The following is a 23,460-nucleotide window of genomic DNA, read 5'->3' on the forward strand; positions in this document are numbered from 1 at the left end:
GATAACCGGTTTAAACTTTCTTATTTTCGCCCTGTATGTACCGTCAGCAACTTACGAGAGAGCAGGCTTTGCAAAAAGCAAAACACTATTGTGCTTACCAGGAACGATGTCACAGTGAAGTGAAAGAAAAACTCTACGGCTTTGGTTTGCGTAAGATGGATGTAGAACAGTTGCTCACACAATTGATTGATGAAGACTATTTGAATGAAGAGCGGTTTGCAGTACAGTTTGCAGGAGGTAAATTCCGGATGAAACAATGGGGCCGGGTAAAAATAAAATACGAACTCAAGCAAAAAGGAGTAAGTGAGTATTGCATCAAAAAAGCATTAAAGGAGATTGATGACCAAGCTTACCAAAAAACGCTCCGTAAATTATTTGATGAAAAGATGAAAACCCTCCGCTCAGAAACCAATCAGTTCACCCGTAAACGCAAACTACAGGACTATCTCCTGCAAAAAGGATATGAAGCGGCATTTATTCAGCAACTCTTTTCAAATGATGATTGATTCGTACTTTGCAGGAATGAAGCAATTTTTATTGCTGCTGTGCTTTATCAGCGCAAGTATTGCATTAAAAGCCCAGAAGCCTTTCCGCAATGAATTGATGATTTTAACAGAGAACGATAATTACGACCTGGAATTAACGGATCGTTATTATTCCAATGGTTTTATTATTCAATACAACCGGCTTGCTGTTAAACACAAAGAAACTGCTTTAAAAAAAATTCACCGTGCAGAACTGGCACATAAGGTTTATAATCCTGTAAGCAACCGGCGTTCATCTGCGGAAGTATTAGCCATTATGGACCGGCCTTTTGCAGGATGGTTCTCCGCCTCTTATGGTGCTAATCTTATTTACAAATCTCAACACATATTGCAATACCAGGTTACGGCTGGTATTATGGGTCCTGCTGCAGCAGGACGTCAGGTTCAACAAGGATGGCATAAACTTATCGGTTTGTATAAAGTGTACGGATGGGAGTACCAGTTAAATAATGAAGCAGGATTAAATGTGGCGGCAGAGTATTATCATTCCCTTATTTCAAAACAAGACAACAACAACACAACCGTGCACCTCACGGGCAAAGCAAGTTTAGGCAATACGTTTACTAATGTGGCGGCAGGTGTTTTGCTCAAAACAGGAAAACTGTTATCAGAAGAAAATTCTCATTACTGGAATGCGGGCCTCGGCAGGGATGTAAAAACATCACCCCGTCATGAATTTGTTTTTTTTGCAGAGCCTTTAATACAATATCAACTTTACAATGCTACGATACAAGGCGGTTTGTTTAGAAGCGATAAAGGTCCGTTTACCACAGCTCTTGAGCCATTCGTATTTCAAACAAAAACCGGGTTTATGTTTAACGGTAACAGGGCAGGCATCCGCTGGTATTATACCTTCCGCACAAGAGAAGGTAAAGCAATGTGGAAAGGAGAGCATTGGGGAAGCATTGGACTAACACTTCGTTTTTAAAAAATCATTTAACTATACTTCATGAGTCGTTTATCCATTACATTAGTTCAAACTAATCTGCATTGGGAGGATAAGCAAGCCAACCTGGCCATGCTGGAACAAAAAATCAATTCCATGCAGGAACCAACTCATATTGCCGTATTACCTGAAATGTTCAGCACGGGATTTAGTATGAAACCGAAATTGCTGGCAGAAGATATGAATGGCGATACAGTGAGTTGGATGAGGCGGGTAGCCGCTGAAAATAAAATAATACTTACGGGGAGTGTAATGATAAAAGAAGGAGATGATTTTTATAATCGGCTCATCTGGATGTTACCGAACGGACAGTGTGCCTGGTATGATAAGCGGCATCTGTTTGGCTATGCCGGTGAACACGAGCATTACACTGCAGGAAACAAACGCCTCATCGCATCCGTAAACGGTTGGAAAATCAATCTGCAAATCTGCTATGACCTCCGCTTTCCTGTTTGGGCAAGACAAGCTGCCGGCCAAAATGAAAATGAAGCAGAGTATGATATCCTGATCTATGTAGCTAACTGGCCGGAACGGAGAATACATGCCTGGCGTACTTTATTACAGGCAAGAGCTATCGAAAACCAATCTTATGTGATTGGTGTAAACCGGGTGGGTGATGACGGCCACCAGGTTCATCACTCCGGCAATTCAATGGTGGTAGATGCGATGGGTGAAGTATTGTATGAAAAAGCAGAAGCAGAAGATGTTTTTACCATTTCACTTTCTAAAGAAACGTTAGAAGAAGTAAGAAACAAACTTCCTTTTCTCAAAGACAGAGATGGATTTATGATTCAGCCCTAACGTTTTTCCACAGAAACAATTTTGTAGTAGTACGAAGGTGTTGCACAAAAGCAGGGCGCCCGTTCTGTAGTTTCTTTCAAACAAATAAAAACAGCTGTTGAGTCTGCTGTTGGTTGCAGGCTCCATGGTAATTCTTCTTCTTTCAGTTGTTTGGCTTTCCAGTTACCGCTGCGGCTTTCTGCAAAATACCAACCAAGACCATCAGCCGCAGGGCTGCCACCCCAGTAGATATATCCATTACTGCACTCTGCCTTTTCATCTTTATTACAGGAAGCAACTGTAAGGCAAAGCACTGTCAGCACAACAAATAATCTCAACATAGAAGAAGTTTAAAACATGACCTTGCTTTGCTGCAAAGCGTTGCACTTTGCAAAATTTTATTGCCATGTACTTATCTGATAATTAAATTTGATTTATAATAAAGCGTTTACTTCCGGCGCTGCTTTATCAATTCAATTGCTTTCTCCAGCTTAGGATCTTTATTCAGTTTTATACTTTCTGCCGTCGCTTTAACTTCTATATCCGGCAATACACCGGTGCCTTTTGCAAAATTCCTGTTGTTTACAATACGGTAGAGCGGTAACCGTACTCTCAATTTGGTGTTGGGCAAAACTATTTCCGGAATGAAGACTCCGTTATTACCATAATAGCCGCCTCCTGTTTCTTCACCCAGCAGTGTTACGTTGTTCTGTCCTTTTATGTTGGACAAAAACATGGTTGTGGCTGAAAAAGAATAACCCCCCGTAAGCACTATTACATTTCCCTTATATGCATTTGTTTTGGGCTCGTACTGTTTCTGAAAAAAAGAGAACCGAAACAGGCTGTCATTTTGTTTCCGGTTGAGCAGTACCATGCCAATGTTATGAAAGAATTTCTTTTTCACTTTAACGGATGAACGGATCACTCTTGTTTTGCTGAAGATAGAGTCAGTAAAATAAAAAGGTTCTTGCTTAACAAAACGGGTGAGCAGTAGGGAGGATTTAATAAGACCGCCGCCGTTATTCCGAACATCAATAATAAGATTGGTTACCTGCTGCCGCTCCAAATGACGGAATGTTTTTTTGAGATACGACTTTTTTAAATACCTCGTAAAGCTGTTGATACGCAGCAACGCATAAATCTTAGAACTGTCTATTGTAAAACTTCTTACAGCATTGATTTTTCGCCGGCGTTCTGTTGTGGTGGCGGGCGGTGTACTTATTACATGGCGTCTTGTTGTATCCCTGCTGCTGCCCAGTGAGGGTATTACTATGGTGCGTACTTCATTACGTTCATTAGTATAAGTAACTGTATAGTTTTTTAAGCCGGGAAAACGGCTGTTGTAATAGGATGCAAAGCTGTTGCTGATATTTTGATAGCTGAAGTTTTTGGCATAACCATCAATAGCAACCAAGGGAAATAATGTATCAATGACCCGGCGGGCTGAAAGGCTATTAATGGAATGAATCTTTATGCCCGGCTTCAGTACAGAATCTCTTCTGTTAAAATTGTTGGTGATGATAAGTGTACTGTCATCTGCAATTTTTAAATTCAAAGGGAAACCCTGTGGTGCTTTTCCCCGCATAGAACGGGCATAATTTTCTGAAAGCCGTACACTGGTGTGACCGCAGCGGATGGGGAATACCGTTTCAGCAATAAGATTCTTAAACGCATTTTCGTTGAGTGAATCACCTGTTAAATGATAGGCTCTTTCAAAAGAAGCTTCTATCTCTTCTGGACTGCTGTACCAATCCAGCGAAGGATGATTACGTTTTAATGTTTGCTCTAATGCTTTTACGTCCTCTTTTAATTCTTGTGGGCTGAATTTTTTTTCAGTCGAATAATATCCGGTAACGGCGCAGGAACTGAATGCTGAAATAAAAATTAAAATCAACACCTGCCGGGGTAATGAACGCCGGCAAAGCATACTGCAGAACTGTTGAAAGTTATGAGTGGATGTTTTTCGCATCTGTTATTTTGAAAACGCATTCCAGCCCTGTGCTACCAGTTGATGTTTGTTGCCACCTCTTGTAATGATGGTAGCACCTTCTTTTGCATCAGCAATATAACCAATGACGCTGATGCCGTTTACTTCTTTCACTTTTTCATAGTCATTTTGTGAAATGGTAAATACCAGTTCGTAATCTTCTCCGCCGCTTAATGCACAGGCGGTGGGATCAATCTCCAGTTTGTAAGCAAACTCTTTGGCATCAGGATGAATGGGAATTTTATCTTCATACAACACCGCACCCACTTCACTTTGTTTGCAGATGTGGAGCACTTCACTGCTGAGGCCATCACTGATGTCCATCATAGCGGTGGGTGTGAGTTGTACATTCCTGAAAAAATCAATGATATCTTTCCGGGCTTCCGGTTTTAATAAACGACCAACGATGTATGCTCTGTTTTCTAAATCAGGCTGTACGCCTTTTGTTTCTAAAAATATTTTCTTTTCTCTTTCTAAGAGTAACAATCCAAGATAAGCGCCGCCCAGGTAACCGCTCACACAAATCAAATCATTCACTTGGGCACCACTTCTTTTTACAAAGGTATCCGGTGCCACTTCACCAATGGCTGTTACACTAATTACTAATCCTTTGGAAGATGAGGTAGTATCACCTCCAATCAAATCCACACCATACTCTTCACAGGCGGCATAAATACCTTCATATAATTCTTCCACCGCTTCCACACTAAAGCGATTGCTGATGGCAATACTCACTGTTATTTGTGTGGGTGTGGCATTCATGGCATAAATATCACTCACATTCACCACCACACTTTTATAACCTAAATGCTTAAGTGGTGTGTACATCAAATCAAAATGCACACCTTCCATGAGCAGGTCGGTTGTTATAACGGTTTGCTTGCCGAAATGGTCAATCACTGCTGCATCATCACCTACACCAAGTATGGTTGATGCATTTTGAAACTCGATATTTTTCGTCAACTGCTCAATCAGTCCAAACTCTCCGAGAGAGGAGATTTCTGTTCTTTCTTCACTCATAATATATTTCAGATTTTAGATTTACGATTTCAGATTGCGGTTCAATCTCTCCTTTTCTTTTTCAGCACTTAGATTTTTAAGTGATGTATTTATTGATGTTATTGTTATTGAAAGCAATTCATTAGCTTCTTTATAAAGTGCTCGCAACTCAGATTTGAGTTCCGGGTTAAACTCTGCAAGTAGTTCATAAAAAAACATACTTTCATCGAGCTCTTCCTCAACTATTCTTAGCTTATTAATAAAGTCAGGTTTTGATTTTGCTCTGCAGGCAGCCCTGTAGTTAGCTCCGCTCGAAGCAGAACTTCGGATTACCTGGCTGTTATATTCTTTGTTTACTGCATTGAAAGGAAGCTGCAAACAAAGCTTGACTGTATTAACCGCCAGCAGCTTTGTACGCTTTTTCATTTCATTTTTATCCATGACTTAAAGTTAATCTGCAATCGTACATCTAAAATCTGCAATTCACAATTGTTTTCGATTATGAATTACTTCCACCAACTCCTCATGTATTTTACCATTTGTTGCTACTAAATGTGGTTGATACGGTGAGTAGTGATTGTTTTCAAAATCAGTTACTTTACCACCTGCTTCTTCTACCATTAAAAATCCGGCAGCACTGTCCCAGGCCTGTAGCTTGTGCTCATAAAAACCGTCAAATCTTCCGGCTGCCACCCAGCACAAATCTAATGCAGCGCTTCCAAGCCGGCGTACAGGTACACCTTTTCTGATCAGGTGCTCAAATACTTCTAACGGACCATTGGGCATATCAAGATAGGTGTAAGGAAACCCGGTTACAAGACAACTCCTGAGCACTTCGGTTTGATTACTTACATTGATACGTTTATCATTAAGTGTAGCACCTTTTCCTCTTTCAGCCAGGAAGAATTCGTTCAGAAACGGACTGTACACAGCGCCCAGGATCATTTCGCCGTTTTTTTCAATACCAATACTCACACAGCAGATCGGAATACCTTTTGAAAAATTAATGGTGCCGTCAATCGGATCAATAATCCATTTGTACTGAGAGTCCTGTTTTAATTCCCCGGTTTCTTCGCTTAAAATAAAATGATCAGGAAAGTTTTTTTGAATAACGGAAATAATTGCTGCTTCTGATGCATGGTCAGCCGCAGTAACCAGGTTGTTTACACCTTCTTTATTGGAAACGGTATATTCTTTATCATAAAAATGAACGAGTTGTTCAGCGCCTGCACGTGTGGCTTCAATAAGGGTTTGTTTAAGCATGCGCAAAGATAGCGGCGGATTTCAGACTGTAAAACATAACAACAGCTTATTTGACCAATTGGTCATATATATGCATTTATATTAGTAGCAAGTTAGAATATTAATATGTTGGCATTATTAAACAAAAGAGTAAAGTCAGTATTAAAATCTTAGATTTTAATACTGACTTTACCGTAATTAAAAATATTATAACCAGACTCTTTCGATAGCTAAATATACAATCAACCCTACAATTATTATAAGAGCAAGGATTAATGCTTCTAGCTTTGCACTTCCGCTATCTTTTGCTTTTAATGCTTTTATGATCGAAAAAATTTTATTGCTTATTGCAATACCGAATATAATAGCAGCCATTAACTTCATGGGTATAATTTTACTAGTCCAAATAAGCTTCTGCAATACATACACCAAAGCTTACTACAGCTATAGCCACCCCAACAGGACCAAGAAGTCTTTTTGCTATGGCTCCAAAGGCTTGTTTCATTGCGGCCTTTGACCAACTACCCGTCATTGAAGGCCCTGCAGCTGACGCAAATTGAACACCAATTGCAACCAATCCGCATCTTAAGTAATCATGCCAAGTTACATCCCCTGCGTATGCAGATTGTCCAAAAAATTGTGAAAAATAATTATTGCGCTTAGAAGTTGGAGATGGTTCATTCGATGCTAAAATCATTGCAAAAGGAATTAAATCAGCCTCCACCGCACCAGAATCAATTACCATTTGATTCAGCTCTTCATTAGTGAAGCCTTTTGTATTTAGATAAGCTCTGGCTTCTGTTAATAATGGATTTAAACTGCTTACAACCTCATTTATAGGCACATTAAACCCATGATTTGTTGGCGATGGAGTGTATTGAATCACAGCATTGTAGTTAAGAACTAAATCGGACATCTGTTGAATGCTTAAAGAGCCAGGAAGTTCACCCAACCCACCCCTCCGGGAGGCTGCACATACACGTCCTCAAGATACTCATTTTCTGAGGTGATATCTGCAAAAGCTTCTGAAGAATTATTGATAGTCAAGCTTGGGTTGTTCAATTGACTTGCTGTAACAGAACCTATTAACGATTTATTCTTATTAATCGCATCATAAAATCTAATTTTGGCTTCACTGTTATTATGATTATTATTTGTTTTCTTGCAGGACTGAATTAAGCCAGCAACTCCAAAGAATGTAATTTTCAAGGCTATTAACATAACTATACCCCTTGAAATCTTGATTAAGTTTTTTCTTTTGCTTTGTAACATGGTGTAAGTTTTTTTTAAATAATAGTGTTAATCATTGCAATGACCATGTGAAAGAAAAAAAAATACTAATACCGAACAATTCCAATTTGGAATATGTTGTTAATGAAATGCTAACACAATGTACTTAGAAAAACTGCGGAAAATACGGGAATCCAAAATGCTATCGCAAAAACAACTTGCCGAAATGATTGGGTTAGATCAATCTGCTTATAGTAAAATCGAAAACGGTATCAATCAATTAAGTGTTTTTACACTTTTGAGCATAGTTGATGCACTCAAAATATCGGTTACTGATATTCTAAATCAGAAATCCTTGATTTTAAACCAGCCATTAACTTACAATAAAAAAAAATTTTAATGAAAAGCTAGAGATTTATAACAATGCAATTAAAGAATTAGAGCTTATTGTAGAAGATAAACTCAAGAATATTGAGGAGCTTAAGAAAAACAGAGATGAATTAATAAAAAAATGGAGAGACTTAACAATTAACATTAATGCTTGCTCGCCTGACAGGCGATAATTCATCATTCTTTAATCAACCTATAAACGTAGAGTCGCCTGCTTGGGTGGATGAGAGAAGGCATGCAGCTTCAATTTTCAAATTTTACCATGTAGATTTGGTGCTTCTATGCAGCTATCTGTCATCATCGTTAATTACAATGTAAAATATTTCCTGGAGCAATGTCTTTGCTCTGTACATAAGGCAATCAGGGATTTACAGGCTGAAGTAATAGTGGTGGATAATGCATCAACTGATGGAAGCAACGAATACCTGTCATCAAAATTTCCGCAGGTACGATTCATCCCGCTCTCTGAAAATCCGGGTTTTGCAAAAGCAAACAATCTTGCATTACAGCAGGCAACAGGGGAGTTTATTTTATTTCTGAATCCTGATACAATTGTTGCAGAAGATACCTTTCGCCAATGTATTTCTTTTTTTGAGCAGCAGTATGATGCCGCATCTGTTGGCGTGCAAATGATTGATGGCAGCGGCACTTTTCTTCCGGAGAGCAAAAGAGCGTTCCCTTCAGCAGCAGCAGCTTTTTTTAAACTGAGCGGAATAGCGGCGCTCTTTCCCCATTCACCGGTATTTGCACGGTACAACCTGGGGCATCTTTCCCTTGATGAAATACATCGGGTGGATGTTTTGAGCGGTGCATTTATGATGGTGCGTAAAACAGTGCTGGATATAACAGGCGGTTTTGACGAAGCTTTTTTTATGTATGGCGAGGATATTGATCTCAGTTACCGTCTTTCAAAAACAAAGAAGAATGGTACTGCATACGCTAACTATTATCTGGGTACTGTATGTATCATTCATTTCAAAGGTGAAAGTACAAAACGAAACTCCGCCCGTTATGTGCATCTGTTTTATAAAGCCATGCAGCAGTTTGTAGATAAGTACCCGGATGAGTTTTATCACGGGTTCTTCAAAATCATTTTTACAACCGGTATTGCAGTCCGTCGTTTCATCAGCAGCCTCAGCAGGTTTCTGCCGAAAGCTTCTCCCAAACAAAAGCAGAATGAAACGTTGTTAATAGCTGCACCCGCACCTCTTGCAGAGCAACTGCAAAAAAAAATACCCGGCTTTACCTGTACAGGAGTTGTACAGGATCTTAATTCAAAACTTCCCACTGCTGATGCAATTCTCTTGTGTAATAGCGAAGCGTTATCGTATCAGCAAATTATTGAGCAAACAAAACGGCTCGGGCAAACGTATCACATCTACATACATGGCGAACACAGTAAAAGCATAGCAGGAAGCTATTCTAACAAAGAAAGCGGTGTTACGATGGAATTGCAGTAAGAAACCGTCTTTACAATTTTATCTTCTTCAATACAACGCATTGCATTACATTTGTTTTCATCAAGTTTGCCATCAATGCCGCTATTTGATATTCATCTTCCTAAAAGCATCAGTAAGGCACTCAACCTTCCTGTGAACTCGCCCAAGAGGCAACAGGTAAAGGCGTTGAAAAAACTGTTGAAGAAAGCTGTGCAAACAGAGTTTGGACAACGTTACCAGTTTGATGAAATTTTAAACAGCCGTCATCCCGGTAAACGGTTTCAGCAACTGGTACCCATACACGATTACAATAAAATTTATAACGAGTGGTGGCATAAAACACTCGAAGGTCATACGGATGTTTGCTGGCCCGGTAAGATTAAATTTTTTGCACTCAGCAGCGGCACCAGTGAAGCTGCCAGCAAGTATATACCTATTACACAGGATTTAATGAAGGGCAACCGGATGGTGATGATTAAACACCTGCTTACCCTGCGCACTTATGAAAATCTGCCGGTACGCAGCTTAGGTAAAGGATGGCTCATGCTGGGCGGAAGTACTGATCTTCAAAAAGGTCCGGGTTATTATGCCGGTGATCTCAGTGGTATTACCGCTAAGAAAATGCCGTTCTGGTTTTCGCCCTTTTATAAACCCGGTAAAAAAATTGCCAAAACAAAAGACTGGAATAAAAAGCTGGATTACATTGTTGAACAGGCGCCTAACTGGGATATTGGTTTTGTGGTGGGCGTGCCTGCATGGATACAGATGTGCATGGAAATGATTATTGAGCGCTACAAGCTTAAAAGTATTCACGACATCTGGCCCAATCTTGCCTTCTTTGTACACGGTGGTGTTTCGTTTGAACCATATAAACATGGTTTTGAAAAACTCATCGGAAAGCCGTTGATTTATATTGAAACCTACCTGGCCAGCGAAGGATTTATTGCTTACCAGAGCCGGCAGGATGCTGAAGGCATGAAGCTGGTTACCAACGAACACATCTTTTTAGAATTTGTTCCTTTTGAAGATAAAAATTTTGATGCCGATGGAAATATCAAAGCTGATGCGGAAGCACTCATGATTCATGAAGTAGAAGAAGGTAAAGAATATGCACTCCTTATAAGCACCAGCGCCGGCACATGGCGTTACCTCATTGGCGATACGGTAAAATTTACCGATAAGGAACATTGTGAAATTGTCATCACCGGTCGCACCAAACATTTCTTATCTCTTGTGGGCGAGCATTTGAGTGTAGACAATATGAACAAAGCCATACAAATAGTAAGTGATGAGTTGAATATTTCGATTCCTGAATACACGGTGGTAGGTGAGCCCCATGGAACTTTCTTTGCTCATCATTGGTATGTGGTTTGTGATGACCGTGTAAATGCGGAAACACTACGCACCAGGATTGATAATGCACTCAAAGAAATTAATGATGATTATGCAGTGGAGCGTGGCAGTGCTCTTCGTGATGTGTACCTGGATATTTTAAGTGAGGATTGTTTTATGAAGTTTATGGAAAGTAAAGGAAAGATCGGGGGTCAACATAAATTTCCGAGAGTATTAAAAGGTAAGATGCTGGAGGACTGGAAACAGTTTCTGAGTTTACAAAAAGCAACATCCTGATTTTAAAACGCATCCCCGATCCTGAAATAATAACCCAGCATACCGTTGGCAGTTACTGCAATATCTCCCCTGAAATAAATCTTTTTCTCTTTGTTGATAAGTACTCTTAAGCCGGTGCCGCCACTTACCTGCACCTGTTGTGCCAATAAACGATCAATAGATGGGGCGGTATTACCTGCCGCAGCAAACACAGCGATTTTTAAAAAACGGTTGAGCCGGTAGCGGTACTCTGTCTGTAACGTCCAGAATGTATTATCACGAAAGCGGCCCTGGAAAAATCCACGCATCATATTGGAGCCACCTATTCTTGCTTTTTCAAACAAGGGCATTTCATCCGTAGCTAAAGAAGTATAGAGCTGGTGTGCAAAAATATGACGGCCTGTTTCGTTATACTTTCTCAGATCAGTGGTGATGAGTGTGTAAGCATATTGTTTGTTCTGCAAATCATAGTTAGCTATAACGGTAGCATCAGCAAAAAAACCTTTGGTGGGGCTGAACTGGTTATCTCTCTTATCTGCCGTAAATGATAAACCGGCTCCTGTAATTCTTGAATTGTTATTACCCGCAGGCGGTACGGCTGTAATACCTTCTTTTTCCTGGAATTTATTTCTTGAATAATCGCTGAAGTAAAATGAAACTCCTGCAAAATATTTATTACCCAGGTTGCGCTGCAGTTTAGCCTGTGCATACACTCTGTTATAAGTTACTTCCGCATATTGATCATTGGTTACAGATGGTTTTGTAAAACCCCAGAAGCGCTCATAGTTACTGATGAACCCTCCACGGAAGAAAATATAAAACTGTTCATTGGATGTATAAGTAGAAGTGTAGGCTTCTGCCGTAAACTGGTTACGGGTGCTGTACAAAGCCTGTACCCAACTTAAACTGGGGCGGACTGTTTTGCCGCTGTCACTTTTTGTTCTGTAGAAATAATCCACAAATACCCCGGCCTTCAATCCTGTTTCAGGAGTGATTGTAACACTGGGCAAAGGAAGAAAACGGAGATTACGATTGGTAAGCGTGTCTAAATTGAGTTTCTTAAAGAAACTTTTCTTTTGTGCTTCAACAGGAAGATGAATAAAGCAAACAACAGACAACAGGATGAAAGAGCGAAAGAGAATCATTTATAAGTTCAATCAGTTAATAAGCCATATAACAAAAAATTGGGCATTTGGTTGAGCCATGTACAAAAGAGCTAAGGGGCATCGGCATCCGGTTCATTCCAGTCCCACAAAATCACCAGCCAATCTTCATGATCATCCATAAAATGATGAATGGTTTTAAACCCGGTTTTTTCATGCGCCCTTATGCTTCGGGTGTTGCGGGTGGCTACAGAGGTAACTACAAAATCATATTGTGCCTGCAGTAGCTCTTTGTGCTTTTGGTACAACAGCTCAAATACACCTCTGCCCCGGTAATTTTTATGAATACATATCTGCCCCATTACATAAAAGCGATGCGTATAAAGTGGTTGACCGTGGTAGTTTAACTGCTGCAGCATCTGAAATAAGGAAACCAATTCCGGGAAAATGCCTCCTGCCTCCGGCATCAGTACCAATGCATAAGCAATTACACGGCTATCATCTTTTACAATTACTGAAGGAGATAAAGCATGCAGAATTTTTAATTTTTCTAAGTTGTGTTCAACCGTTACAAATCCCTGTTCCTGCTCCTCCTGCCAACTGGTATGACCGGCCAGGTATAATTGCTGCAGTTCCAGTATCTGCATCAGTTCTTCATCTGTTTCTACTGTTTTTGTAACAAGCATCTTGTAAGTTACTCAAATTTAGTTTTCTTTTTTAAGTATGATGGTATTGATTTATTTTACAGCATGCAGGAAGCAATTGTAAAAGGCCTGGCATTGGGTTTACTGCTCGCCATATCGGTGGGTCCTGTTATTTTTTCTATCATCAAGCAGAGTATTAATAACGGCCATAAAGGTGGCTTAAGTTTTATTTTCGGCGTTGCTTCCAGCGATATTACCCTGGTCCTCATCAGCAATGTGTTTACAGAACTGTTCAACCGTTTATTAAAGTTTGAACGTATCATTGGCATGGGAGGCTCGGTGCTGCTCATCATCATCGGAGTTTATTTTCTTTTCTTTAAAAAAATAAAACTGGCTGATGATGGTATTTCGCCACATCATCATCTCAAAACATCTGACTACGTCAAAATCTATTTTGCCGGTTATTTCATGAACACACTCAATCCGGGTGTAATCGCTTTCTGGTTTACATGGGCTACTGCCTTTGCAGCCATGCCTATTGATGACCGCCTGGTTTTGTTTGCTACCTGTTTAGGCGTTGTATTTGCAGCTGATCTGCTTAAAGTGTTCCTGGCCGGTAAACTCCGCAGCCGGCTTACTGCTAAAGTCATCCACCGCATCAATCAACTGAGCGGATTCATCCTGATTGTATTTGGTATTCTACTTATTGCAGGATTGATTTTTTACCGTAAGTGAGGTTCTTAACAAACTTTTTAAAAAACGGGCTGTTGCTTTGTAAACACATGAGAATCTATCTGCTATTGGTTTTTTTATTTTCTGTTGCTGTTTCAAAGGCACAATTCAACCAACTGGTATTGCGTAAAGATGGCCGTGCTATTAAACGCTACCAGGAAGGATCTGTAATAACCCTGCAAACAAAAACCGGTTTGAAGTATACCGGCACTATCTACCTTATTCAAAATGACAGTATCTACTTTCAGGAAGAAGGGATGAAGGTGAGTGATATAGCCGTGGTTTACAAGCATGCTAAGCGTAAGGCAAAACTCATACCCATGGGTAAAGAAGAATTTTTGTATGCCAACCTCGGCATTCCGCTTTTTGCAACTATTCTTACATTGGGAGGCCAGCCCTTTGGCTCCTCACTTGCATTTGGCGCTACACTTGTTTATGGTCCGGTGTTACTGTACAATCTTCAGCGGATCATTTTCAATGGCAACCGCAGGTACGTCATTGGCAATACCTATACCTTGCTGGCACTGGATTTATATAAAGCAGAAAAGCTTCCGGGGAAACAATGACCGTTTCTTTTATCTTGCAGCCATGGCCTCTAAACAATCTTCTTCTTTTTTTGTACGGTTCTTTCGTTTTGTAAAACGTTTGCTGCTTTGGTTATTTGTATTACAGCTCGTTTATATTATTGCTTTGAAATGGGTAAACCCGCCTGTAACAATCACTCAACTCGTAAGTCTGCTGCAGGGTGATGGTTTGAAAAGAGATTATGTAGATGTAAATGATATGAGTGCTGCTGCTAAACTATCAGTTATGGCTGCCGAAGATCAACTCTTTCCGGATCATAATGGTTTTGACTGGAAGAGTATTGAAAAAGCAATGGACTATAACAAACGAAAACCTAACCGTGTACGGGGTGCTTCCACAATCAGCCAGCAAACGGCCAAGAATGTTTTCCTCTGGCAGGGCCGCAGCTGGTTTCGTAAAGGACTGGAATTATACTTTACACAAATGATTGAATGGATCTGGGGAAAGGAGCGGATATTAGAAGTATATCTGAATGTAATTGAAATGGGGCGTGGTGTTTATGGCATTGAAGCAGCCGCACGAACCTATTTTAAAAAACCGGCTCGCTTGTTAAATAAAAACGAAGCAGCACAGATTGCAGCCTGCTTACCCAACCCAAAAAAATATACAGTAAAACCGTTGAGCAGGTATGTATCTGCACGTAGCGGATGGGTGCTCCGGCAAATGAATAACCTGGAAGGAGATGCGGATGTACAAAGGTTAATCTATCCTGCACAGAAATCATTCAAAAGCAAATAAGAAAGAGCTGGTTGTTCTCACATCTCCTGCTCTGCCATTCTTCCTCTGTACAGCGCATCAGTAGCTGCTATTGCCTGTTGCAATCGCTCTTCATAATTTCCGCTTATTTCTGCCCACGGTGTTGCCTGGTGTACGAGCAGGTCTTTGTAATAATGATAGAGTTTCAATCGTCTTTCAAGATCAGGATACTCCCGCAGTTCATCTTTCACCCAAGGCAAATCAGGCTTGCAAAGCAGGTAAAGATCATATCTCCGTTCTGTAATCTGATCCAGTATCCATTTATGACATTGATCAAATACAAACTCACACCACACTTTCATCACGTACATATCAGTATCAATAAATAAATACGGGTGGATGCTTTTTGCAGCAGTTCTGTTTGCTGAAATTCCCAGTAGCTGTTGAATACATGTATCTTCCTGCTGCAGTTGTGCTTTAGCAATGGTTAATAAATCGTCGTATTCATAACTCTTACCATGAGTAAGCAAATATTCCCTTGCATATTCCGGACAGTATAAGGAATGATAATGTGTTGCCAGCTGCCGGCAAAGCGTGGTTTTTCCCGTGGATTCAGGTCCTACAATCACAATTTTTTTAATACTCATGAATTAGCTCTTATAGAAATACTGTCAAATGCAGCGGCGGTGTAAAAATAGAAATCTGTTTTTACTTAAAGTTTCCATTCATCCTTTCTGTTTGACAGAATGTTCTAATTTCGTTAATTCATGAAAAGGATACTGCATACAAGAGTACTACGCTGGGCGTTGTTGAATGGTGTTACATTGCTGGTGCTTATGAGCATTTTACGACTGGTGTTTACTTTTCGTTTTCACCCCGTTTCTTTTTCATGGAAACAAAGTCTGCCTGCCTTCTGGCTGGGTCTTCGGTTTGATCTGCGTGTTACCTGTATCGTTACTCTTCTTATCTGGCTGTTGGCATCTATCCCCTTTTTCAATCCGTTTAAACACACTGCTGCTAAAAAGTTCTGGCTCGGGTTTATGGCCCTGGTTACATTGGTGTTTTGTATTTTTTATGGCGGTGATTTTGCACACTATGCTTACCTCACCCAGCGGCTCAATGCCTCTGTTATTAACTACACAGAAGATGCTGCTATATCTGCAAGAATGGTATGGCAAACCTATCCCGTAGTACGTATCGTTTTATTGTTAGTTATTGCAGTTTATGGAATGATGTGGCTGGTTCGCCGTTATTACCGCTGGGCAGCAACTGAAGTTCAACCGGTGGGCAGGGTAACAAAAATCATTTCATCAATTGTTGTATTCCTCTTGTTGGGTCTTGGTATTTTCGGAAAGATCGGGCAATACCCTTTGCGCTGGAGCGATGCTTTTACCTTGGGTGATGATTTCAGCAGTAATACAGCGCTCAACCCTTTTCAGAGTTTTTTCAGCACACTCAAGTTCCGACACAGCACCCGTGCTGATGAAGCTAAAACCAAAACTTATTACCCCTTAATAGCTGAGTATCTCGGTATTCAAAACAAACAGCCTTTGCAATACGATCGTTATGTACCTGGTGTTGATTCACTGGCTCAGCGTAAAATGAATGTGGTACTGGTGATTTGCGAAAGCTTCAGTGCGTATAAAAGTTCTATGTGGGGAAATCCGTTAAACACCACACCCTATTTTCAACAGCTTTGCAAGGAAGGTGCATTTTTCAGTCAGTGTTTTACACCTGCCTATGGAACGGCAAAAGGAGTTTGGGCTTCTATCACCGGTATTCCTGATGTTACTACTTCCAAAACAGCCAGCCGTAATATGGCCATGGTGAACCAGCATACCATCATCAATGATTTTAAGGGGTATGAGAAATTTTATTTCCTGGGTGGCAGCACCAGTTGGGCGAATATCCGTGGCTTATTGGTGAATAATATTGAAGGATTGCAATTGTATGAAGAAGGAAGTTTTGCTTCGCCACGTGTGGATGTATGGGGCATCAGTGATAAAAACCTTTTTCTTGAAAGTCATGAAGTTTTAAAAAAGCAAACGGCTCCTTTTTTTGCCGTTATTCAAACAGCCGGTAATCATCGCCCCTACACTATTCCTGAGGAAGACATGGACGAGTTTAAAAAAGTAGAATACCCTGCAGATAGCCTGCGCAATAATGGCTTTGATAACAATGATGAATTGAATGCTTTCCGTTACAGTGATTTCTGTATTCAGAAGTTCATGGAAACTGCCTCCAGGGAAAAATATTTTAAGAATACACTGTTTGTTTTTATTGGCGATCATGGAATATTGGGCAGACCGGGTCCGCCATTTAACAAAACATGGATGGAGGGTGATTTAACAAGAGAGCATGTTCCGCTCTTGTTTTATGCTCCCGGCTTGTTGCAACCGAAAACTTATACGGCTGTCTGCTCACAGGTGGATCTCTTACCTACCATCGCTTCTGTAACAGGTACTGCTTATCACAACACAACACTTGGAAGAAATATTCTCAGCCCTGTTCATCTTGCAGACACTTCTTTATTCAAGCAAAGTGCATTTCGTTTTAATGCTGAAACGAACCAGGCCAGCCTGGTAATGAACCAATATTACTACGAACTGCATATGGCAGATGGTAAAGAGCGGTTGTTCTACCTCCATTCTGACGAGACCGTACCTGTAAACGAACAAACGGAACAGGTAAAGAAACAGGCAAAAGAATTAACAGAGGCGATCTGGGAAACCTCCCGTTACATGCTGTTGCATAATAAAAGAAGCAATAAATAAGCAACCCGATCCATTTATTCCTGCCTTTAAAGTAAATTCAACCAATGCCCGTCAACTATTGTAAAGACGGCTGCATGGAGTTAATGGCTAAGCAATCAATCATTCAAACGGTATCAGCATACGGAACCCGGCTCTTCGGTTTCATACGCAGCCGTGTGAACAGTGATGAAGATGCAGAAGATATTTTGCAGGAAGTGTGGTTTCAGCTAAGCAACCGGGGCGAAGTTGAAACCCTGGAAAGTGTGAGCGGATGGTTATACCGTGTGGCAAAAAATAAAATCATTGACCGTTCCCGCAAAAAGAAAGACGAGTTACTGGAAGATTTTGGAACGGAAGATGAAGAAGGAGCTTTTCAGTTGCCGGATTATCTTTTAGCTACTTTTAACGACCCCTCTTCAGAAAGTTTGCGCAAGTTATTTTGGGAAGAACTCACCAATGCCCTTAATGAACTGCCGGAGAAGCAACGTAATGTTTTTGTGTGGAATGAACTGGAAGAAATGACTTTGCAGCAGATTGCTGATCAGGAGCAGGAAAATATCAAAACCATTATCTCCCGTAAACGTTATGCAGTACAGCATCTTCGCAAGCGGCTGGAGGATTTGTACAATGAATTTTTAAACGATTAAATAAAATAAGTATGAGCAAGTTTCGTAAATGGATGATTGTGGCGCCTTTTGTATTTGCAGGTGCAGTGCTGTTGTTTGGATGGATTGTGATGCTGTTGTGGAATGCCATTCTTGTGCCCACACTGCAGGTAGGTGTGCTTAGTTTCTGGCAGGGTGTTGGGTTGCTCGTTCTCACACGCATATTGTTTGGCAGTATGGGCGGTGGCGGATGGAAAAAAAGAGGTGTTGCCGGAGCAGGCTTCAAACAGAAATGGATGAATATGAGTGAAGAAGAACGTTTGAAGTTTAAAGAAGAATGGAAAAAACGCTGTGGCTACAGCAGGGACTAAAAGTGATACAGCAAAAAAAACGGGGCATTGCAAATGCCCCGTTTCTGTTTAAAGTAAATCAGTTTTTGAATCGTCTTCTTTTTTACAGGCCGCAATAAGGCTGTTGAAAAGGAGACATTTTTTATTCATAACAAAAAACAAAGACAATGTATTATCAAAGTCACGCCGCAAAAGGCACACACGGAAGCAAACATTTGCTTTACCGTTCGCAGCAAAGAGCTGCAGTAAGTATTTACAAAACAGAAACCAGTTATGAAATGCTGGTATTTGCACCCGGACGCATTAAGGAAAATTTTTCAGTGAATGTAAAGGGAAACGAACTCACAGTTTCCTACACACCGCCGGAAGGGTTTCCAAAATTTGATTGGGTGCTGAGAGAGTACAGCCGTGGTGGGTTCATCAGAAAGTTTACGATGGATGAAACCATTGATGCCACTGCAATCACAGCTAAGTATGTTGATGGCGTGTTACAGGTATCATTGCCACTTACTCCCGGAAAAGAAAAGACAGAGCAAACGGTTACCGTTGCATAAGTTGGTTTTGATTCAGTAATGTTCAAAAGCGGCAGCCTTAAGTGGTTGCTGCTTTTTTGGCTTTCTGCATCCAGGTAATCAATCCGAATACAGCCATCACCAGTAAAATCAAATAATATACACTGGTAAATACATACTGCTTTACAAAGTATAAAGGAATAGAAGTGATGTTCGTAGCAATCCACCAGTACCAGCTTTCCACTTTCTTTTTGGTCATGAGCCACATGCCCGTGAAGGCAGTGGCGCTTGCAAACGCATCCGCCCACGGAATAGCACCGGGTGCAAAATTTTGTTTGAGATAGCTGAGTGAAAAATAAATCGTGATATAAAATGAAGTAAAGAATAATAATTGATAACGCCACCATCTCCCATCAGAAAAAGTAATATGCAATACAGGATGCTGTTCTTGATCTTTCTTCAGCCACAAATACCAGCCATAAATACTCATCACTGTATAATAAAAATTTACACTCACCTCGCCAAACAAATGACCCTTGGCAGAGAGATAGATATAGATGATGGTATTGATCAGGCCAACAGGATACACGAGGATATTTTCTTTCCTGCTGAACCATACACTGGCAATACCTGCAAACACAGCAATGTATTCCAATGCTGTAGTAGCTTTCATGCCTTCTGTAAATTGTTGTAAGAATTCGTTCACCGCTTGGTTGATTGTTTTTTAGGCCGATACCATTTCCATGCTTTGAGGTAACGCACACCTTTCTGTGTTTCAAATCTTGTAGCCACCTGCTGCCATTGTCCGTTGGGTGCAAAAGTCCACACAATAAAATGCAGATGCGGAAACGCAGTATAGCCGGTGTTGCCGCTCCATGCAATTTGCTCACCTTGTTTCACTGTATCACCTACATTTACCAGCACGCCCTCTTTTTGCAAATGCCAGTAGCCGCTTCTGCTGTTATCAGCATGTTGCAATACTACAAAGTTGCCGTATTGACGGTATTCACTTTTCAATCCGCCTTTATCACCATCTTCCCGCAAGCGAATAACCACGCCATCTCTTGCTGCCAATACTTTTGTTCTTTTGGGCATTTTAAAATCCAATGCAGCTCTTTCTTTATGAGAGAATGCTCCAAAGTATCCCTGTACAATGAACCGTTTCTTACCTGCTTCAAAAGGTAATTGATAAACATAGCTGGTATCATCTTTTATTGTTCCTTTCTGCAATGCTTTGATTTCGGTACGCAGCGGGTTGCTGCTTACGGAGCAGGAAGAAATGAATAGCTGTGTAAACAGTATTACAGGAATCCAGTTATAGAAAACAAATAATTTCTGTTTCAAATGCTGTAAATTTAAGCCCTTAATAACATTCTTCTTTCAAAAAACAAAACAACTATGATACGTCATGCAACAGCCGTTTGGAACGGCAGCGGTAAAGAGGGCAAAGGACATCTTACCACCGCCAGTACAGTTTTAAATCAAACACAATATTCATTCAATACCCGTTTTGAAGATGGTGTGGGCACTAATCCTGAAGAGTTGGTAGCCGCAGCGCATGCTGGTTGCTTTGCCATGAAGCTGAGCTTTGTATTGGGCGCCGCAGGGTTTACACCCACTTCTTTAGAAACAAAATGTGAGATTACATTTGAAGAAGGAACGTTGAAAAAATCACATCTTATTTTAAAAGCAAGTATTCCCGGTATTGATAATGCGAAATTCCAGGAGTGTGTAAAAGATGCAGAGCAGAACTGCCCAATCTCCAAATTATTAGGCGCAGGCTTGCAAATTACAAGCGAAGCTTCGCTGGTATAATAAATGAACTGCTTACTGTAAAAGTCCGGTACATAGTGCCGGACTTTTTTTGTTATTTTCAATTCAGAAATACAACAATGAGTGCAATCACGAACAAAACGGTTTTAATTACAGGAGGCGCTTCAGGCATTGGAAAACTCATGGGTGAATTATGCTTACAGGAAGGGGCCAAACGTTTGATCATCTGGGATATCAATCGGAAACACATGCATGATGTGGATGCAGAGTTCACCGCCAGGGCTTATGAAGTACATTCCTACTATGTAGATGTGCGGAATGTTGATGAAATAAAAATGGCTGCCGATGATATTAAAAAAAAATGGGGAGGCATTGATATTCTTTTCAATAATGCAGGGATTATTACCGGCAATAAAAACTTTCACGAATTTACACATGAGGATATTGAAAACACCATGCGTATTAACAGCAACGCACTCATGCATGTAGCGTTAGAATTTCTGCCCGGTATGATCGCACAGAAAAGCGGACATATTGTAAACATTGCATCAGCAGCCGGTTTGATGCCCAACCCCAAACTATCTGTGTATTGTGCATCCAAACATGCAGTAATCGGCTGGGGCGAAAGCATGCGACTGGAGCTGGAACAAATTTCAAAAGACCTTCATGTTACCACCGTTACACCATCGTACATCAGCACAGGTATGTTTGAAGGGGTGCGTTCGCCATTGGTACCGCTGGTGCGACCGCAGGTAGCAGCAAAAGCCATCATCAACGGGGTAAAGAAGAATAAAATTTATGTACGCATGCCATGGATTGTTTACAGTGTTCCATTCATCAAAGGCCTTTTACCTCAACGATGGATGGATTTTTTAACAGGAAAGATTTTTGGTTTTCATAAAAGCATGGATGCCTTCAGAGGTAAAACAAATTGAGTATGCAAAAAGTAAATCTCGCCGAAAAATTTTCAATGTTCACAGAACATTGGTCGCCCAAAATAGCAGGTGAGCTGAACGGGCAGCAGGTAAAACTTGTAAAATTTTAAGGTGAGTTTGTATTTCATCACCATGAACAGGAAGATGAATTGTTTTATGTGGTGAAGGGTAGTTTTGATATGCACTTTACTGATAAAGTAATAACGATTAATGAAGGAGAGTTTATCATCATACCCCGTGGTGTGGAGCACAAGCCTGTTGCCAGAGAAGAAGTACAGGTTATGTTGTTTGAACCCGCAACTACACTCAACACAGGAAATACAGAAAATGAAAAAACAGTAAAAGATTTAGAAAGCATCTGATCGTTCCTGTTTCCCAACTTCTTTCTCCCGAACTTTGCACCAAATTCAGTTTTATGACGACTGCTGTTCTCGGCGCCGGTATGGTGGGCCGTGCCATTGCACTGGACCTTGCTACCAACTTTGAGGTTACTTCCTTTGATATTCATACACAACATCTGCAACTGCTGCAGCAAAAAAATCCTTCCATTAAAACACAGCAGGCTGATTTGCAAAAACACAGTCAGTATGCAGCCATGCTGGCACCATTTGATTTGGTAGTGTGTGCAGTGCCCGGCTTTATGGGCTTTGCTACATTACGACAGGTGATTCTGTGCGGCAAGAATGTAGTGGACATTTCTTTCTTTCCTGAAGATGCACATCACCTGGATCACCTGGCAAAAGAACATAATGTAACCGCTATTGTGGATTGCGGTGTGGCGCCCGGTATGAGCAATTTAATCCTCGGCCGCTATAACGAAGAAATGGAAGTGAGCAATTTTGAAGCGTATGTAGGCGGTTTGCCCAAAATCAGAACCAAACCGTTTGAATACAAAGCGCCTTTCTCTCCTGTGGATGTGATCCAGGAGTACATTCGCCCGGCACGATTAAAAGAAAACGGAAATATCGTTATTAAACCTGCTTTAAGTGATTGTGAGTTGATGGAGTTTGAGCAGGTAGGAACACTGGAAGCATTTAACACCGATGGTTTACGGAGTTTGCTCTTCAACTTTCCTGCCATTCCCAACATGAAAGAAAAAACCATGCGGTATCCCGGTCATGCAGCATTGATTACACAACTCAAAGAAATCGGCTTTTTTAATGAAGACCCTATCAATGTTCATGGTGCGAACATTTCACCCCTGCAGTTTGCATCAGCGTTATTGCTAATACAATGGAAACTGGGTGAAACAGAAAAAGAATTAACAGTGATGCGTGTACTGGTTGACGGACATATCGGAAACCAATTTCAAAGAATCGAGTATAATTTGTTGGATACGTTTGATGAAACTTCTCAAACTTCTTCCATGGCACGCACTACCGGTTATACCTGTACCGCCGCTGTTCATTTACTGAATAACAAAATGTTCACTCACAAAGGAGTCTTTCCGCCGGAGTTGATTGGTAAGGATAAAGGATGCTTTGATTTTGTTTTGCAGTATTTAAAAGAACATGGTGTGTATTGGGTAAAATCATGAAGCCACAGAAAACACAGCCTAACAAAAAAGCGAAGCTTTCGCTCCGCTTTAAATATCTTGATCTTACTA

The 23,460-nt window shown here is 40.7% G+C and carries 30 protein-coding genes; 17 read left to right on the forward strand and 13 right to left on the reverse strand.

Annotated features, from left to right (window positions below):
- The first annotated feature begins 35 nt into the window (after positions 1-35).
- The 3 genes from PDL71_RS02390 to PDL71_RS02400 are packed head-to-tail and all read left to right on the forward strand — an operon-like array spanning position 36 to position 2,292.
- Positions 36-506 (forward strand): regulatory protein RecX, encoded by a 471-nt coding sequence (locus tag PDL71_RS02390; protein WP_407524787.1) that lies wholly within the window; start codon positions 36-38, stop codon positions 504-506.
- A complete protein-coding gene (locus PDL71_RS02395; RefSeq protein WP_407524790.1) occupies positions 463-1,473 on the forward strand; it encodes a lipid A-modifier LpxR family protein in 1,011 nt (336 codons plus the stop codon). The genes PDL71_RS02390 and PDL71_RS02395 overlap by 44 nt, the downstream gene beginning before the upstream one ends.
- A 21-nt stretch (positions 1,474-1,494) precedes the next feature.
- Positions 1,495-2,292, forward strand: a complete 798-nt coding sequence (locus tag PDL71_RS02400; RefSeq protein WP_407524793.1) for an amidohydrolase — start codon at positions 1,495-1,497, stop codon at positions 2,290-2,292.
- On the opposite strand, the gene PDL71_RS02405 is transcribed toward PDL71_RS02400, so the two are convergent.
- The 8 genes from PDL71_RS02405 to PDL71_RS02440 all read right to left on the reverse strand — a co-directional run bounded on the left by PDL71_RS02405 (position 2,289) and on the right by PDL71_RS02440 (position 7,771).
- Positions 2,289-2,612, reverse strand: a complete 324-nt coding sequence (locus tag PDL71_RS02405) for a hypothetical protein (RefSeq protein ID WP_407524795.1) — start codon at positions 2,610-2,612, stop codon at positions 2,289-2,291. The genes PDL71_RS02400 and PDL71_RS02405 overlap by 4 nt on opposite strands.
- 107 nt (positions 2,613-2,719) lie before the next feature.
- The gene (locus PDL71_RS02410; RefSeq protein WP_407524798.1) at positions 2,720-4,240 is read right to left on the reverse strand and encodes a S41 family peptidase; all 1,521 of its coding nucleotides are present in this window, start codon (positions 4,238-4,240) and stop codon (positions 2,720-2,722) included.
- A 3-nt stretch (positions 4,241-4,243) separates the two neighbouring features.
- Positions 4,244-5,278: a thiamine-phosphate kinase gene (gene thiL / locus PDL71_RS02415; RefSeq protein WP_407524801.1), complete on the reverse strand. Its 1,035-nt coding sequence runs from the start codon at positions 5,276-5,278 to the stop codon at positions 4,244-4,246.
- A gap of 21 nt (positions 5,279-5,299) precedes the next feature.
- Positions 5,300-5,698 carry a four helix bundle protein gene (locus PDL71_RS02420; protein ID WP_407524804.1) on the reverse strand — a complete coding sequence of 133 codons (399 nt, stop codon included), beginning with the start codon at positions 5,696-5,698 and terminating at the stop codon, positions 5,300-5,302.
- A 42-nt stretch (positions 5,699-5,740) separates the two neighbouring features.
- Positions 5,741-6,520: an inositol monophosphatase family protein gene (locus PDL71_RS02425; protein WP_407524806.1), complete on the reverse strand. Its 780-nt coding sequence runs from the start codon at positions 6,518-6,520 to the stop codon at positions 5,741-5,743.
- Positions 6,521-6,706: 186 nt separating this feature from the next.
- The gene (locus PDL71_RS02430; protein WP_407524809.1) at positions 6,707-6,883 is read right to left on the reverse strand and encodes a hypothetical protein; all 177 of its coding nucleotides are present in this window, start codon (positions 6,881-6,883) and stop codon (positions 6,707-6,709) included.
- A 13-nt stretch (positions 6,884-6,896) separates the two neighbouring features.
- Entirely contained in the window at positions 6,897-7,415 is a 519-nt protein-coding gene (locus tag PDL71_RS02435; RefSeq protein WP_407524812.1) for a hypothetical protein, read from the reverse strand.
- An 11-nt stretch (positions 7,416-7,426) separates the two neighbouring features.
- A complete protein-coding gene (locus PDL71_RS02440) occupies positions 7,427-7,771 on the reverse strand; it encodes a hypothetical protein (RefSeq protein ID WP_407524815.1) in 345 nt (114 codons plus the stop codon).
- A 118-nt stretch (positions 7,772-7,889) separates the two neighbouring features.
- Between PDL71_RS02440 and PDL71_RS02445 the strand changes: the two genes are divergently transcribed.
- From PDL71_RS02445 to PDL71_RS02455, 3 genes are all read left to right on the forward strand, one after another.
- On the forward strand, positions 7,890-8,129 hold the full coding sequence (locus tag PDL71_RS02445; RefSeq protein WP_407524817.1) for a helix-turn-helix domain-containing protein: 240 nt from the start codon (positions 7,890-7,892) through the stop codon (positions 8,127-8,129).
- A 271-nt stretch (positions 8,130-8,400) separates the two neighbouring features.
- On the forward strand, positions 8,401-9,579 hold the full coding sequence (locus PDL71_RS02450; protein ID WP_407524820.1) for a glycosyltransferase family 2 protein: 1,179 nt from the start codon (positions 8,401-8,403) through the stop codon (positions 9,577-9,579).
- 75 nt (positions 9,580-9,654) lie between these two features.
- Positions 9,655-11,187: a GH3 auxin-responsive promoter family protein gene (locus PDL71_RS02455; RefSeq protein ID WP_407524822.1), complete on the forward strand. Its 1,533-nt coding sequence runs from the start codon at positions 9,655-9,657 to the stop codon at positions 11,185-11,187.
- A 2-nt stretch (positions 11,188-11,189) separates the two neighbouring features.
- Here PDL71_RS02455 and PDL71_RS02460 read toward each other — a convergent pair whose 3' ends face one another.
- A complete protein-coding gene (locus PDL71_RS02460) occupies positions 11,190-12,311 on the reverse strand; it encodes a BamA/TamA family outer membrane protein (RefSeq protein WP_407524825.1) in 1,122 nt (373 codons plus the stop codon).
- A 71-nt stretch (positions 12,312-12,382) separates the two neighbouring features.
- Positions 12,383-12,955, reverse strand: coding sequence for a GNAT family N-acetyltransferase (locus tag PDL71_RS02465; RefSeq protein ID WP_407524828.1), 573 nt, complete (start codon positions 12,953-12,955; stop codon positions 12,383-12,385).
- A gap of 63 nt (positions 12,956-13,018) precedes the next feature.
- Between PDL71_RS02465 and PDL71_RS02470 the strand changes: the two genes are divergently transcribed.
- The 3 genes from PDL71_RS02470 to mtgA are packed head-to-tail and all read left to right on the forward strand — an operon-like array spanning position 13,019 to position 14,968.
- Positions 13,019-13,648, forward strand: a complete 630-nt coding sequence (locus PDL71_RS02470; protein ID WP_407524831.1) for a LysE family translocator — start codon at positions 13,019-13,021, stop codon at positions 13,646-13,648.
- Positions 13,649-13,695: 47 nt separating this feature from the next.
- Positions 13,696-14,211, forward strand: coding sequence for a hypothetical protein (locus PDL71_RS02475; protein ID WP_407524834.1), 516 nt, complete (start codon positions 13,696-13,698; stop codon positions 14,209-14,211).
- A 22-nt stretch (positions 14,212-14,233) separates the two neighbouring features.
- The gene (gene mtgA, locus PDL71_RS02480; protein WP_407524837.1) at positions 14,234-14,968 is read left to right on the forward strand and encodes a monofunctional biosynthetic peptidoglycan transglycosylase; all 735 of its coding nucleotides are present in this window, start codon (positions 14,234-14,236) and stop codon (positions 14,966-14,968) included.
- 17 nt (positions 14,969-14,985) lie between these two features.
- On the opposite strand, the gene PDL71_RS02485 is transcribed toward mtgA, so the two are convergent.
- Entirely contained in the window at positions 14,986-15,573 is a 588-nt protein-coding gene (locus PDL71_RS02485) for an AAA family ATPase (RefSeq protein WP_407524839.1), read from the reverse strand.
- 120 nt (positions 15,574-15,693) lie between these two features.
- Here PDL71_RS02485 and PDL71_RS02490 point away from each other — a divergent pair, with 120 nt between their 5' ends.
- The 4 genes from PDL71_RS02490 to PDL71_RS02505 all read left to right on the forward strand — a co-directional run bounded on the left by PDL71_RS02490 (position 15,694) and on the right by PDL71_RS02505 (position 19,188).
- Positions 15,694-17,700, forward strand: a complete 2,007-nt coding sequence (locus PDL71_RS02490) for an LTA synthase family protein (protein WP_407524842.1) — start codon at positions 15,694-15,696, stop codon at positions 17,698-17,700.
- 44 nt (positions 17,701-17,744) lie between these two features.
- A complete protein-coding gene (locus PDL71_RS02495; RefSeq protein WP_407524845.1) occupies positions 17,745-18,326 on the forward strand; it encodes an RNA polymerase sigma factor in 582 nt (193 codons plus the stop codon).
- An 11-nt stretch (positions 18,327-18,337) separates the two neighbouring features.
- A complete protein-coding gene (locus PDL71_RS02500) occupies positions 18,338-18,655 on the forward strand; it encodes a hypothetical protein (protein ID WP_407524848.1) in 318 nt (105 codons plus the stop codon).
- Positions 18,656-18,801: 146 nt separating this feature from the next.
- Complete coding sequence (locus PDL71_RS02505) at positions 18,802-19,188, forward strand: Hsp20/alpha crystallin family protein (protein WP_407524850.1); 387 nt, start codon at positions 18,802-18,804, stop codon at positions 19,186-19,188.
- A gap of 37 nt (positions 19,189-19,225) precedes the next feature.
- On the opposite strand, the gene pnuC is transcribed toward PDL71_RS02505, so the two are convergent.
- Together pnuC and PDL71_RS02515 are read right to left on the reverse strand one after the other, a co-directional pair.
- The gene (pnuC, locus tag PDL71_RS02510; RefSeq protein ID WP_407524853.1) at positions 19,226-19,852 is read right to left on the reverse strand and encodes a nicotinamide riboside transporter PnuC; all 627 of its coding nucleotides are present in this window, start codon (positions 19,850-19,852) and stop codon (positions 19,226-19,228) included.
- Entirely contained in the window at positions 19,849-20,490 is a 642-nt protein-coding gene (locus PDL71_RS02515; protein ID WP_407524856.1) for a M23 family metallopeptidase, read from the reverse strand. The genes pnuC and PDL71_RS02515 overlap by 4 nt, the downstream gene beginning before the upstream one ends.
- A 54-nt stretch (positions 20,491-20,544) precedes the next feature.
- On the opposite strand from PDL71_RS02515, the gene PDL71_RS02520 reads away from it, so the two are divergent.
- From PDL71_RS02520 to PDL71_RS02535, 4 genes are all read left to right on the forward strand, one after another.
- Positions 20,545-20,961, forward strand: a complete 417-nt coding sequence (locus tag PDL71_RS02520) for an OsmC family protein (RefSeq protein WP_407524859.1) — start codon at positions 20,545-20,547, stop codon at positions 20,959-20,961.
- Between the two features lie 77 nt (positions 20,962-21,038).
- Positions 21,039-21,854: an SDR family oxidoreductase gene (locus PDL71_RS02525; protein WP_407524862.1), complete on the forward strand. Its 816-nt coding sequence runs from the start codon at positions 21,039-21,041 to the stop codon at positions 21,852-21,854.
- Positions 21,855-22,012: 158 nt separating this feature from the next.
- Positions 22,013-22,216, forward strand: a complete 204-nt coding sequence (locus PDL71_RS02530) for a hypothetical protein (RefSeq protein WP_407524865.1) — start codon at positions 22,013-22,015, stop codon at positions 22,214-22,216.
- 53 nt (positions 22,217-22,269) lie between these two features.
- Positions 22,270-23,391, forward strand: coding sequence for a saccharopine dehydrogenase family protein (locus PDL71_RS02535; protein WP_407524867.1), 1,122 nt, complete (start codon positions 22,270-22,272; stop codon positions 23,389-23,391).
- Positions 23,392-23,460 lie beyond the last annotated feature (69 nt).

Origin of the sequence: Lacibacter sp. MH-610 (genome assembly GCF_045780045.1) — a bacterium.
Taxonomy (GTDB): Bacteria; Bacteroidota; Bacteroidia; order Chitinophagales; family Chitinophagaceae; genus Lacibacter.